At 66.5% G+C, this 12729-nt stretch carries 14 protein-coding genes; 4 read left to right on the plus strand and 10 right to left on the minus strand.

Features of this window, described 5'->3' with window-relative positions:
* Window positions 1–12 precede the first annotated feature (12 nt).
* The 6 genes from ABID97_RS02220 to sucC all read right to left on the minus strand — a co-directional run bounded on the left by ABID97_RS02220 (window position 13) and on the right by sucC (window position 6720).
* A complete protein-coding gene (locus ABID97_RS02220; RefSeq protein ID WP_354396935.1) occupies window positions 13–2274 on the minus strand; it encodes a CHASE2 domain-containing protein in 2262 nt (753 codons plus the stop codon).
* 36 nt (window positions 2275–2310) lie between these two features.
* The gene (locus ABID97_RS02225) at window positions 2311–2964 is read right to left on the minus strand and encodes an FHA domain-containing protein (RefSeq protein ID WP_354396936.1); all 654 of its coding nucleotides are present in this window, start codon (window positions 2962–2964) and stop codon (window positions 2311–2313) included.
* 71 nt (window positions 2965–3035) lie between these two features.
* Window positions 3036–3842: a Stp1/IreP family PP2C-type Ser/Thr phosphatase gene (locus ABID97_RS02230; protein ID WP_354396937.1), complete on the minus strand. Its 807-nt coding sequence runs from the start codon at window positions 3840–3842 to the stop codon at window positions 3036–3038.
* A gap of 27 nt (window positions 3843–3869) precedes the next feature.
* Window positions 3870–4556 (minus strand): TerC family protein, encoded by a 687-nt coding sequence (locus ABID97_RS02235; RefSeq protein WP_354396938.1) that lies wholly within the window; start codon window positions 4554–4556, stop codon window positions 3870–3872.
* Between the two features lie 93 nt (window positions 4557–4649).
* Window positions 4650–5543 carry a succinate--CoA ligase subunit alpha gene (gene sucD, locus ABID97_RS02240; protein WP_015867930.1) on the minus strand — a complete coding sequence of 298 codons (894 nt, stop codon included), beginning with the start codon at window positions 5541–5543 and terminating at the stop codon, window positions 4650–4652.
* A 10-nt stretch (window positions 5544–5553) separates the two neighbouring features.
* Complete coding sequence (gene sucC, locus ABID97_RS02245) at window positions 5554–6720, minus strand: ADP-forming succinate--CoA ligase subunit beta (protein ID WP_354396939.1); 1167 nt, start codon at window positions 6718–6720, stop codon at window positions 5554–5556.
* 205 nt (window positions 6721–6925) lie between these two features.
* On the opposite strand from sucC, the gene argC reads away from it, so the two are divergent.
* Window positions 6926–7849 (plus strand): N-acetyl-gamma-glutamyl-phosphate reductase, encoded by a 924-nt coding sequence (gene argC / locus ABID97_RS02250; RefSeq protein WP_354396940.1) that lies wholly within the window; start codon window positions 6926–6928, stop codon window positions 7847–7849.
* Window positions 7850–7877: 28 nt separating this feature from the next.
* Here the strand turns inward: argC and ABID97_RS02255 are convergent, their stop codons facing one another.
* Window positions 7878–8615: a hypothetical protein gene (locus tag ABID97_RS02255; RefSeq protein WP_354396941.1), complete on the minus strand. Its 738-nt coding sequence runs from the start codon at window positions 8613–8615 to the stop codon at window positions 7878–7880.
* A 182-nt stretch (window positions 8616–8797) separates the two neighbouring features.
* On the opposite strand from ABID97_RS02255, the gene yiaA reads away from it, so the two are divergent.
* Window positions 8798–9235 (plus strand): inner membrane protein YiaA, encoded by a 438-nt coding sequence (gene yiaA, locus ABID97_RS02260; RefSeq protein ID WP_354396942.1) that lies wholly within the window; start codon window positions 8798–8800, stop codon window positions 9233–9235.
* A gap of 51 nt (window positions 9236–9286) precedes the next feature.
* Here the strand turns inward: yiaA and ABID97_RS02265 are convergent, their stop codons facing one another.
* Genes ABID97_RS02265 through recA form a run of 3 tightly spaced genes read right to left on the minus strand, consistent with a single transcriptional unit; the run spans window position 9287 to window position 11333 of the window.
* Window positions 9287–9727, minus strand: a complete 441-nt coding sequence (locus ABID97_RS02265) for an SRPBCC family protein (RefSeq protein WP_354396943.1) — start codon at window positions 9725–9727, stop codon at window positions 9287–9289.
* Window positions 9696–10169, minus strand: coding sequence for a recombination regulator RecX (gene recX, locus ABID97_RS02270; RefSeq protein ID WP_354396944.1), 474 nt, complete (start codon window positions 10167–10169; stop codon window positions 9696–9698). The genes ABID97_RS02265 and recX overlap by 32 nt, the downstream gene beginning before the upstream one ends.
* A 48-nt stretch (window positions 10170–10217) precedes the next feature.
* On the minus strand, window positions 10218–11333 hold the full coding sequence (gene recA, locus ABID97_RS02275; protein ID WP_354396945.1) for a recombinase RecA: 1116 nt from the start codon (window positions 11331–11333) through the stop codon (window positions 10218–10220).
* A 145-nt stretch (window positions 11334–11478) separates the two neighbouring features.
* Between recA and ABID97_RS02280 the strand changes: the two genes are divergently transcribed.
* Complete coding sequence (locus tag ABID97_RS02280) at window positions 11479–11964, plus strand: MarR family winged helix-turn-helix transcriptional regulator (RefSeq protein ID WP_354396946.1); 486 nt, start codon at window positions 11479–11481, stop codon at window positions 11962–11964.
* A gap of 67 nt (window positions 11965–12031) precedes the next feature.
* Entirely contained in the window at window positions 12032–12706 is a 675-nt protein-coding gene (locus ABID97_RS02285) for a response regulator (RefSeq protein ID WP_157616436.1), read from the plus strand.
* Window positions 12707–12729: the final 23 nt, after the last annotated feature.

A 12729-nucleotide genomic window follows, 5' to 3' on the forward strand; every position in this document is an offset into this window, starting at 1 on the left:
TTGTGTCTGTCGTCATTTGGTTTCGAACCGGGTTGCGCCGTCCCATTCGGGGTCCTGGGGCCGCAATGCCATCGAGGCTAATCGCTGGGCATAGAGCTGGTAAAGGACTTTTTTGGCGTCGGCGGCGAGCAGCGGGTCCAGCAGGTTGCGGCCTGCCGCCCAGTCTTGCCGGCGGTAGGCGGCCAGCACCTGGCCCCAGCGCTGCAGCTGCTCGGTTTGCGCCTGTGCGGCGGAGCCCGGCGCCCGGGTGTCGGCCGCCAGGGGCGTGTACACGGCCACGGCCTGTGCCCTGCCCTTGACGAGCACGCTGTCGAGCTCCTGCCAGAGGCAGCCGGGCGCGAGTTCTCGCGTCGCGCCGCTGGCGACAATTTCAACGCCGTAGTGCGCGCTGAGGCCTTCCAGGCGTGAGGCAAGGTTGACCGCATCGCCCACCACGGTGTAGCTGCGCCGCGCCGCCGAGCCCATGTCTCCCACGCACATCACGCCGCTGTTGATGCCGATGCCCACGCTGATTTCAGGGTGGCCCGCGGCGCGCTGGGCGTCGTTGATGTCGCGCACGGCCTGCGCCATGTCGAGCGCGGCGCGCACGGCCAGGGTGGCGTGGTCGGGGGTGGCGACGGGTGCGCCCCAGAAGGCCATGACGCAGTCGCCCATGTATTTGTCGACGGTGCCTCGGTGCGCGCTGATGACGTCGGCGAGGCGGCTGAACACGGTGTTCAAGAAGGCCTGGAGCTCCGTCGGCGCCATCTGCTCCGACAGGCAGGTGAAGCCGCGCATGTCGCAGAACATGACGGTCATGGTCCTGCTCTCGGCACGCATGCTGTAGCGGCCGGGGTCGGTGAGCATTTCGTCGACGAGCTGCGGCGGCACGTAGGTGCCGAAGAGCCGCACCAGCCCGCGCCGCGCGCGGGATTCGATGAAGTAGCCCCAGCCCATGTTGAGAATGAAGGCGAGCGCGGCCATGGCCAGTGCCGAGGCCACCGGGAGCACGAGGCTGTGGACCTGGTAGAGCCAGGCGTTGAGGCCGACCAGCAACACGAGCGTGGCCATGCCCAGCAAGACGGCGCGCGTGGCCGGCAGCAGCGAGAGGCCCAGCGCCAGCACGATGCCCGCGACCAGCACGCTCAGCACTTCGTAGCCGGCGGCATAGTCAGGAATCGCGAGCAGCCGCTGGTCGAGCAGGGCCGACACGACATTGGCGTGCACCTCGACGCCCGGGAAGCCGGCGCCCAGCGGCGTGGCATGCAGGTCTTGCAGGCCGGGCGCGGTGGCGCCGACGAAGACGATCATGTCCTTGAGTTCATCCGGCGCGAGCCGGCCCTCGAGCACGTCGGCGGCGGCCACGTAGCGGAAGGAGCCCCCGCTGGCGCCGCCCGGTCCGCGGAAGGGGATCTGCATGCTGGCGTTCTCGTCGACAGGGATGCGCAGCCCGCCGACCAGCAAGGACTCGAGCCGCGGCGCGTCGCCGCCGGAGGCAAAGGCCGGCAGCACGGGCGGCATGCCCTTGGCGAGCCGGTACACCGCAAGCCCCAGCGACTCGTAGTAGCCGCCCTGCCCCTGGCTGCCTTCATAGCGCGCGATAAGCGGCGCCTCGCGGATCAGGCCATCGTCGACCGAGGTGACCAGCGTGTTGACGAAGCCCGACGAGGGCGCGGCGGTGGCCAGCACGGGCAGGTTGGCGCCAAATCCATTCCACGCCGTGGCGTGGTCACGGCCGGGCGGAAAAGCCTCGGGCGCCAGCAGCGGGGCGGCGGGCAGCCGGCCTTTCGCGATGGGCTTTTCGGTCCGCGTGAAGTAGTAGCCGAGCGCCACGCGGTGGCCTTCCAGCGCGCCGGCAAAGATGGCGTCGTTGTCGAGTGCGGAGGCAAGCCGTTCGATGCCGGCTGAAAGATCGGGCACGCCGCGCAGCGGCCCGCTGGCAATCTGGCGCAACTTGTCGAGGCCGGAGCTGCGGTCGGGCTCGATGAACATCACGTCGAAGCCCAGCACCGCCACCTGCTGGCGCACGGTGAGTTCCTCGGTGAGCCGCGCGAGCTTGTCGCGCGCCCAGGGCCACTGGCCTTGCCGCGCCAGGCTGGCCTCGTCCACGTCGACGATCACCACGCGGGGATCGGTCGTGCGCGGCATGGTGGCGCGCAGCCGGGTGTCGTAAATTTGGTGGTCGAGCCGATCGATCGCGCCCAGCCGCCAGAGGCCGGTCGAATGCGCCAGCGCCAGCAAGACCGGCAGCAAGGTGATGGCAATGCGCGGCCAGTGCCGCCGGAGCGCTTTCATGGCGACGGGCGCACGCGGGCCGCGCTCAAGGCGGGGTCAGACCCGCATGAACTGCATGCGCGTGGCGCCGCCGAGTTCCAGCACGTCGCGCTCCTGCAGGCCGACAGCATCGGTGCCCAGCGGCGCGCCGTTGAGCGTGACGCCGCCCATGACGCTGGCGGCCACGTAGCCTTGCCGGCGGCGCGTGACCACCGCCACGGCGATGCCGGGCTTGCCGATGGTGGTGACCACCTTCTGCAGCGGCATATCCTCGCCCTTGTTGGCGCCGGCCAGGACGCGCAGCACCGGAACGCCAAGCTCGACGAGCCCGGCGGATTCGGTGGGCGCCGACGACAGCGGAATCGAGTCGGCGAAGTGGCCCTGGGCGTCGTTGTGCGCCGCGCCGCCGCCCACCGCCAGGTGGCTGCTGGCGCGAAACTGGATGCGGCAGCCGCCAAGCTCGATGACGTCGTTGTCCTGCAGCACCTGCTTCTGGACGACGAGCGCATTGACGTAGGTGCCGTTGGTGCTGTTGAGATCTTCAATTTCGACCGTGCCGCCGCGCATGTGGACCACGGCATGCTCCCCGCTGACCGCGAGATTGTCGATCACGATGTCGTTGTAGGCGCGCCGGCCCAGCGTGGTGCGGTCTTTGGCGAGCGCCACTTGCGCGATGACAACGCCATCGATCGAAATGATCATTTTCGGCATTGCCGATTTCCCCGATTTGCAGAACTTGATCGACCGCAGGCGGGGGCGACGGGTGTCGCCAGGGCCTGCGACTAGGCGGCGCCAGCCGCGTGGTCGACGCGCGCTTTTGCCAGAACAACTGAAATGTTATCGCGGCCGCCATTCTCGTTTGCAACTGCAACCAAAAGCGAGGCTTTCTGTTTCAGGCCGACGTCGTGGCTCAAAAGCGTGAAAAGGTGCGCATCCGAAATCATCTCGCTGAGCCCGTCGGAGCACAGCATGTAGAGGTCTTCAGGCCGCGCCGTGTGCTCGTGCATCTCAAGCAGCACCTGGGGTTCCACGCCGACGGCGCGGGTCACCAGGTTGCGGTGGGGCGAGTTCAGGGCCTCTTCGGCGGTGATGGCGCCGGCATCGAGCTGCTGCTGCCGCAGCGAATGGTCGCGCGTGAGCTGCTCGAGCTTGTTGTTGCGCAGCCGGTAGCAGCGCGAATCGCCGATATGGCCGACCACCACGCGCTGCGGCCTGAAGGCGGCCAGCACCAGCGTCGTGCCCATGCCTTGCACCTCGGCATTGGTCATGCCGGCTTCGAAGATGGCCGCGTTCGCCTCGTCGGTGGCCGCCTGCAGCGCACGCCGGATCACGCGGGCGGGCGCCTGCGATCCGGCTTGTGCGTACCACCGCGCGAAGCTCGCATGAACCATCGTCACGGCCATGGCGCTCGCCACCTCGCCGCCCTTGTAGCCCCCCATGCCGTCGGCCAGCACGGCCAGGCCGAGCGCCGGGTCCACCTTGAGGTCGTCCTCGTTGTGCGCCCGCGTACGCCCGACGTCGGTCAGGGCCGCGTACTCCCAGCCCAGTGAAGGCCGGTTGGAGAAGAGGGACGCGCCAACGCTCGCCATGTCTTGCAGCCGGGGCGCGCCGTGCCGTCAGTGCCGCGCAGCGGCGCGCGCACGCCGTTGCAGAAAGCGGCCGGCGGCCACCACGAACAGGGCGCCGGCAGCGGCGGCCGCATAGTGCAGCCAGGGGTTGGCGCCCAGCATGCCCTTCAGGGCAACGTCGCTCGCGATGGTTTCGCCCCCGACCCAGCCGATCAGGGCGGCACCCAGCATGACGATGATCGGAAAACGTTCCATGAGCTTGATCATGAGGGTACTGCCAAAAATCACCAACGGAATGCTGATGGCCAGGCCGAGAATCAGCAACACCATGCTGCCATGTGCCGCGGCGGCCACGGCAATCACGTTGTCCAGGCTCATGACCAGGTCGGCCAAAAGGATGGTGCGCACGGCGGCCAGCATGCTGCCGTACTCCTTGCTCTCGCCCTCGCCTTCGTCTTCTTCGCCCAGCAGCTGCACGCCGATCCAGAGCAGCAGCAGGCCGCCGACGATCTGCAGATACGGCAGCGCCAGCAGCTTGGCCGCCACCACGGTGAGCACGATCCGCAGCACCACGGCCGCACCCGAGCCGAACAGAACCGCCTTCTGCTGCTGCGCAGGCGGCAGCGAACGCGCGGCCATGGCAATCACCACGGCGTTGTCCCCCGACAGGATGATGTTGATCCAGATGATCTTGAAGAGGCCAATCCAGAAGTCCGCGCTTTGAACGAGTTCCATGTCTCTTGTCCCACTGTGTTGTAGTGAAAAAAGCGCCCGCAATGATTGCGGGCGCTTTTTACTTTTTGCGTGGTGCGGGAGAACTGCGGAGGCTTAGAGCTGTGCCTTCAGCAGTTTTGCGAGTTCCGAGAAATTGCGCGTCACGGTGAAGCCGCACTCTTCCATGATGGCGAGCTTGGCATCGGCCGTGTCGGCGCCGCCCGAGATCAGCGCGCCGGCGTGGCCCATGCGCTTGCCGGGAGGGGCGGTGACACCGGCGATGAAGCCGACCACCGGCTTCTTCATGTGTTCCTTGCACCAGCGCGCCGCGTCGGCTTCGTCGGGGCCGCCGATCTCGCCGATCATGATGACCGCGTCGGTGTCGGGATCGTCGTTGAAGGCCTTCATCACGTCGATGTGCTTCAGGCCGTTGATCGGGTCGCCGCCGATGCCGACAGCCGAGGATTGGCCGAGGCCGATTTCGGTCAGCTGCGCCACGGCTTCATACGTGAGCGTGCCCGAGCGCGAGACCACGCCGATGCGGCCCTTGCGGTGGATGTGGCCCGGCATGATGCCGATCTTGATTTCGTCGGGCGTGATGAGGCCGGGGCAGTTGGGGCCCAGCAGCAAGGTCTTCTTGCCGCCGGCCGCTTCCTTGGCCTTCATCTTGTTGCGCACTTCGAGCATGTCGCGAACGGGGATGCCTTCGGTGATGCAGATCGCCAGGTCCAGGTCGGCCTCGACGGCTTCCCAGATGGCGGCGGCCGCGCCGGCCGGCGGCACGTAGATCACCGACACGGTGGCGCCGGTTTGCGACGCGGCTTCCTTCACCGAACCGAAGATCGGGATGTTGAAGATCGACTCGCCGGCCTTCTTGGGGTTCACGCCCGCGACGAAGCAGTTCTTGCCGTTCGCGTATTCCTGGCACTTCTCGGTGTGGAACTGGCCGGTCTTGCCGGTGATACCTTGCGTGATGACTTTGGTGTCTTTGTTGATGTAGATCGACATGACTTGTTCCTTAGGCCTTTTTCACTGCTGCGACGACCTTCTGGGCCGCGTCCGCCATGGTGTCGGCGCTGATGATGGGCAGGCCCGAATCGGCCAGCAGCTTCTTGCCTTCGACTTCGTTGGTGCCCTTCATGCGCACGACCAGCGGCACTTGCAGGTTCACGGCCTTGCAGGCTGCGATCACGCCGGTGGCGATGGTGTCGCACTTCATGATGCCGCCGAAGATGTTGACGAGGATGGCCTCGACGTTCTTGTTCTTCAGCATGATCTTGAAGGCTTCGGTGACCTTCTCGGGGGTGGCGCCGCCGCCCACGTCCAGGAAGTTGGCCGGCTCGCCGCCGAACAGCTTGATGGTGTCCATGGTGGCCATGGCCAGGCCGGCCCCGTTCACCAGGCAGCCGATGTTGCCGTCCAGGCTGATGTAGGCCAGGTCGAACTTGGAGGCTTCGACTTCGGCCGCGTCTTCTTCGTCGAGGTCGCGCAGGGCCACGATTTCAGGGTGGCGGAACAGCGCGTTGCTGTCGAAGTTGAACTTGGCGTCCAGCGCCATGACGTTGCCCTTGCTGTCACGGTTGAGCGGGTTGATCTCGACCAGCGAGGCGTCCGTCTCCATGTAGCAGGTGTAGAGCTTCTTCAGGATGTCGACCGTCTGCGCGGTCGAGTCGGCCGGCATGCCGATGCCGTCGGCGATCTGCCTGGCTTGCGCGTCGGTCAGGCCTTCCTTGGGGTCGGCGAAAACCGTGATGATCTTCTCGGGCGAGGAGTGGGCCACTTCCTCGATGTCCATGCCGCCTTCGCTCGAGGCGATGAACGCGACCTTCTGGGTCGCGCGGTCGGTCACGGCCGAGACGTAGTATTCCTTGTTGATGTCGGCGCCATCTTCGATGTAGAGGCGGCGCACCTTCTGGCCTTCGGGGCCGGTCTGGTGGGTCTTGAGCTGCATGCCGAGGATTTCGCCGGCGAGCTTCTTGACGTCTTCGATGGACTTGGCGACCTTGACGCCACCGCCCTTGCCGCGGCCACCCGCGTGGATCTGGGCCTTGACGACCCAGACCGGGCCTCCAAGCTTCTGGGCGGCCTCGACCGCCTCCTGAACCGTATAGGCCGGAATGCCGCGCGGCACCGGCACGCCGAACTTGGCAAGGATTTCCTTGCCCTGGTACTCGTGAATCTTCATGAGGGATGTCTCTCGGAAGGAGGAGGTTGAGAACGGGAGTCTGGGGTCTGAGGCGTCTTTGGCTCTGTTGTTCGCGGGCGACGGCAGCCTGACGGCTGGGGGCGGCGAACAACCGCGGACTGTATCATGGTGCGCCGCACCAATACTCGACGTGCCCTTGCGGTCAATACGTACTTTCTTCTAGCCTCTTTACGCATACTCCGATATGGCCAAGGTTTTCATCGACGGCGAAGCCGGTACCACCGGGCTGCAGATTCGCGAGCGGCTCCAGACGATGCCGCAGATCGAACTCGTGAGCATTGCGCCCGAGCTGCGAAAAGACGTGAACGCCAAGCGCGAGCTCATGGCAGGCGTCGACCTGGTGGTGCTGTGCCTGCACGACGACGCGGCGCGTGAATCGGTGGCGCTCATCGACCAGTTGCAAGGCAAGAAGCCCAAGATCATCGATGCCTCCACCGCGCACCGCGTGGCACCCGGCTGGGTGTTCGGCTTCCCCGAACTCGCCGAAGGCCACTGGCAGGCCGTGGCCAAGGCCGACCGCGTCGGCAACCCGGGCTGCTACGCCACCGGCGCGATCGCCATCGTGCGTCCGCTGGTCGATGCCGGCCTGCTGCCGGCCGACTTCCCCATCTCGCTGCCTTCGGTGAGCGGCTATTCGGGCGGCGGGCGCGCCATGATCGAGGAGTACGAGAGCGGCAAGGCGCCGTTGTTCGAGACCTACGCGCTCGGCCTCAAGCACAAGCACATTCCCGAGATCATGAAGTACACCGGCCTCGTGCGCCGGCCGGTCTTCATTCCTTCGGTGGGCAACTTCAAGCAGGGCATGCTGGTGCAACTGCCGCTGCACCTCGACCTGCTGCCCGGCAAGCCGAAATCCGGCGACCTGCACGACGCGCTGGCTGCGCACTACGCCAAGAGCAACACGCCCGAGCAGTTCGTCAAGGTGCTGCCGCCGACCGAAAACGGCAAGCTCGACGCGCTGGCGCTCAACGACACCAACCAGCTCGAGATCCGCGTGTTCCCGAACGAGGACCACCACCATGCGGTGGTGATTGCGCGCCTGGACAACCTCGGCAAGGGCGCCAGCGGCGCCGCGGTGCAGAACCTGAAGCTGATGCTGGCGCTCTGAGCGCCAGCCAATTCGTTTCGCCTCGGGTTCAGTGGACGAGCCAGAGGCCCACGCCCAGCAAGACCGCGTGCGCGCCGAGCGCGATGTAGAGCAGCGTGCGCGACGGCGTCGACATTTCCTGCAGCGTCTCGTGGATGCGGCGCGTGAGCAGGGCGCGCAAGGCCGGGTCTTGCGCCGCACCCTCCCCTGCCACCGGTTCTTGCTGCGCTGAACGGCCTTGCTGCCATTCGGCCAGCATGTCGCTCATCGGCAGCCGGTTGAGCACGAAGCCCACCACCGAACGCACCGCCCTGCCCTCGCCCAGCACCGGCGCCAGCTGCTGGGTCAAGGCATCGACCGACAGCCAGTCGGCCGCACGCTGCATCGTGCCGTGGGTGCGCGGCATGGCTTCGATGCGGCCCGCAATCGCGCCGGCCAGGCGCTGGGACACGGCCTCGCCGCGCGCGGCCACCAGGTGCCGCATGGCCTTGGTCCGGCCCTGGTGCACGCCCAGCATCAGGTAGACGGCGCCAAAAAGGAACAGCAGCACCGCGACCAGCAGCGGCGGCGAAGTGATGAGCGCGAGCACCGCGCCAAAGCCGCCCGCGCGCGCCGCCGTGTTGCCGGGGCCCTCCAACTGAGCCAACTGGCTCAGATAGAAAAAGAAAACGCCGCCGCCAAGAATCAGGGCAAGCAGGCCGCCCTTGATGACGGAGCCGGCGAACGCGGCTCCGGCCTTGACGCCAGTGCGGACGAGCGATGGCTGGGCGGGCTGGTCTGTGGACATGCGAAGTTCCTCCAACTGATTTTTTTTCTATTTTCTGGCGCGTCGATCTCTGGAATCGATGCGAGCCGGTCTTAAAGATTCTGCAGACGTGAACAAGTGCAGAAGGCACCGAGCGCATTCGATCATGCCATTGGCCAGCGAGCCCAGAATCACGCGCACACAACAAAACGGGAGGAATTTCGATGGACCACAAGTTTCAAAAACCCACGGGCGCGTTTGTTGCCGCGTCGTGGGCCGCACTGTTTGCAGGCGGGGGCGTCTATCTGGTCGGGCTATGGAATGCCACCATGCAGCTCAACGAAAAGGGCTATTACTTCACCCTCCTCATGTACGGCCTCTTTGCCGCCGTGTCACTGCAGAAGACCGTGCGCGACCGTCTCGAGGGAACGCCGGTCACCGGCATTTACTTTGGCTTTTGCTGGATATCGCTGCTGCTTGCAATCGGGTTGCTGGCTGTGGGCCTGTTCAATGCAACGCTCGCCAACAGCGAGAAAGGCTTCTATGCCATGGCGTTCCTGCTGAGCCTTTTCGGGGCTGTGGCGGTACAGAAGAATGTTCGCGACGTCGCGTCGCAAGACAAGGGAACGGGCTCCGGCGCCGATATTCCTGAACTCGAATGACGCGCTGCTGCGGCGCGGCCCCACACGCCCGTTGCGCAAGCACGCTCGAAGTCAGCCGGCTTCCAGCAAACGCCGCAGCGACTTCAAGTCGCGCGCAATCCAGGCGGCGTCGCGCTCGAAGGCCGCATCGTCCATGTGCGGCTGGCGCAGCAGCGTGAACTGGAACTCGCAGAGGCACGGCGCGACACCGATCACGCGGAACGGCAGGTAGATTTCGGGCACGCCTTCGGGCGCGACCCAATGGTCGAGCACGCCAAGTTCGTTGGCGGGTGCGAAGCGCAGGCGGGCTTCGCCGTCCGGCGTCGTGGCCACCCAGTGATCGCCGTGCGGAACCAAGGCGCTCTTCGCCAGGCCACTGGCCCAGTCGGGCAGGCGCGCCGGGTCGGAGGCCAGCGCATAGGCGCGGCGCCAGTCGCAGGCCACGCGCTGCGTGACGACGCGGGACTGCATCGCGCCGCCTTCATTCGCTTGTTTCGTTGTCGTCGTCGCCATCGAAATCGCTCCTGAGTACCTTGGCCACCACGGCGCCCGAAAAGCCGCGCGCCAATAGAAAGCGCATCTGTTTGGCGCGCTCCTTGGCGTCGGCGGGCGGCGCGTCGAAACGGCGTCGCCACAAGGCCGTGGCGCGCGCCACTTCGGTGCCTTGCAGGCTGGCCACTGCTTCTGCGATGGCCTCGGGCGCGATGCCCTTGGCCTGCAGTTCCTGGCGCACCCGCAAGGCGCCGGACCGGGCGGCGCGCTGGTTCAACACCGAGGCCACCACGCGCGGCTCGCTGATGAAATCCTTGGCGGCCAGTTCGTCGAGCGCGCGGGCCAGCGTGCCGGGCTCTTCTTCGTGCCGGGCCAGCTTGCGCTCCAGTTCCGCGCGCGAATGTTCGCGCTGGCTCAGGAGCCGCAATGCGCGGCCTTTGAGGGAGGGGGCGCCGAAAGCCATGCCGGGTGTTGCCTGGCGCGGCCTTGGAGCAGGCCGCGCCGTGCTGGCTTACTCGCCCTTGTCGGCCTTCTCTGCCTTGGAAGCCTTGGCAGGCTTCTCGGCCTTTTCTGGCGTGGCGTCGGCATCGGCCGCGAGCAGCGGAATGCCCAGCGACTCGCGCACCTTGTTCTCGATTTCGCGCGACAGCTCGGGGTTCTCGCGCAGGAACTCGCGCGCGTTGTCGCGGCCCTGGCCGATCTTTTCGCCGTTGTAGGCGTACCAGGCGCCCGACTTGTCGAGGATCTTGGCGGTCACGCCCATGTCGATGATCTCGCCTTCGCGGCTGATGCCTTCGCCGAACAGGATGTCGAACTCGGCCGTCTTGAACGGAGGGCTGACCTTGTTCTTCACCACCTTGACCTTGGTTTCGTTGCCGATGGCCTCGTCGCCTTTCTTGATGGTGCCGATGCGGCGGATGTCCAGGCGCACCGAGGCGTAGAACTTCAGCGCGTTGCCGCCGGTGGTGGTTTCGGGCGAGCCGAACATCACGCCGATCTTCATGCGGATCTGGTTGATGAAGATGACCATGCAGTTGGTCTTCTTGATGGTGGCGGTGAGTTTGCGCAGGGCCTGGCTCATCAGGCGGGCCTGCAGGCCGGGCAGCGAGTCGCCCATTTCGCCTTCGATTTCGGCCTTGGGCGTGAGCGCGGCGACCGAGTCGATGACGATCAGGTCGACGGCGCCCGAGCGCACCAGCGAATCGACGATCTCGAGCGCCTGCTCGCCGGTGTCGGGCTGGCTGATCAGCAGGTCGGACAGGTTCACGCCGAGCTTCTGGGCGTATTGCACGTCGAGCGCATGCTCGGCATCGACGAAGGCGCAGGTGCCGGCCTGCTTCTGCATGGCGGCGATGACCTGCAGGGTGAGCGTGGTCTTGCCCGAGGATTCCGGGCCGTAGATCTCGATGACGCGGCCGCGCGGCAGGCCGCCGACGCCCAGTGCGATGTCCAGGCCCAGCGAGCCGGTGGAGACCACCTGGATGTCCTCGAGCGCCTCGCCCTCCCCCAGCCGCATGATCGTGCCCTTGCCGAACTGCTTTTCGATCTGGGCCAGCGCGGCCTGCAGGGCCTTGGCCTTTTCACTGTTGGCGACCGAGATGCTTGCGCCCTTGACGACTGCGTCCATGTGGAATCTCCTTGAAAATCAACGGTTTGTGTGAGGTTGCCATCCATCTGCTTTTAACCACAGGCTGGATGCTTGAACAGTAGTGTAGGGGTTCGTTGGTTTGAGTAAACTCATTTTTTGGTCAGTTTGCTTTACTATTTAGCGGATGGCCGAAACCGCTTTTCCGACCGATGCCGACGCCTGGCGGCAAACCCACCTGGGGCGGCTGCTGGGCCATGCGATGCGCCGCTTCGACGAGCGCGTGCTCGAACTCATGGCGCACGACGTCGACGTGCCGCTGGCGCTGTCGAACCTGGCGGCCCGCGCCCAGGTGAGTGCCGCGCACATCCACATCACGCGGCACCTGGCGCGCGAGGGTTCGCGCCTGACCGACATGGCCGCACGCGCCGGCATGACCAAGCAGGCGATGGGCGCTCTGGTGGACCAGTGCGAGGCCTGGGGCCTGGTGACGCGCGGGCCCGACCCGCTCGACGCCCGCGCGCGGCGCGTGCTCTTCACTGCCGACGGGCTGGCGTGGCTCGACGCCTTCCGCAGCGCGGTGACGCAGGCCGAGCGCGAATTCCGCGCCAGCGTGGGCAGCGACGTGGCCACGGTGGTAACCATCGGTCTGGAAGCCTATACAGCGGGCTAGACTCGGCCAGCGAGACATATGTGAACGCGGCGCCAGCGCGGCGCCCGAACCCGGCCGGAGGTGGCTCATGCGGATTCTGATTGCCGAAGACGACCAGGTGCTGGCCGATGCCCTGCTGCGCAGCCTGCGCACCTCGGGCGCGGCGGTGGACCACGTGGCGAACGGCTCGCAGGCCGATACCGCCCTCATGACACACAGCGAGTTCGACCTGCTGATCCTCGACCTGGGGCTGCCCAACCTGCACGGCATCGAGATACTGAAGCGGCTGCGCGCGCGCGGCTCGCAGCTGCCGGTGCTGGTGCTCACCGCGGCCGACAGCGTGGAAGAGCGCGTCAAGGGCCTGGACCACGGCGCCGACGACTACATGGCCAAGCCCTTCAGCCTGCAGGAGCTCGAAGCGCGCGTGCGGGCGCTCACGCGGCGCGGCATGGGCGCCACCAGCAACACGATCCGGCACGGCCCGCTGGTCTACGACCAGGCCGGCCGCGTGGCCACCATCGACGGCAAGATGGTCGAGCTCTCGGCGCGCGAACTGGGCCTGCTCGAAGTGCTGCTGCAGCGCGCGGGCCGGCTGGTCAGCAAGGACCAGCTGGTGGAGCGCCTGTGCGAATGGGGCGAGGAGGTGAGCCTCAACGCGATCGAGGTGTACATCCACCGCCTGCGCAAGAAGATCGAGAAGGGGCCGGTGCGCATCGCCACGGTGCGCGGCCTCGGCTACTGCCTCGAAAAAATCCAGCAATGACGCCCGGGCGTGCCCGGCGGCCC

This window comes from Variovorax sp. OAS795 (assembly GCF_040546685.1).
Lineage (GTDB): Bacteria > Pseudomonadota > Gammaproteobacteria > Burkholderiales > Burkholderiaceae_C > Variovorax.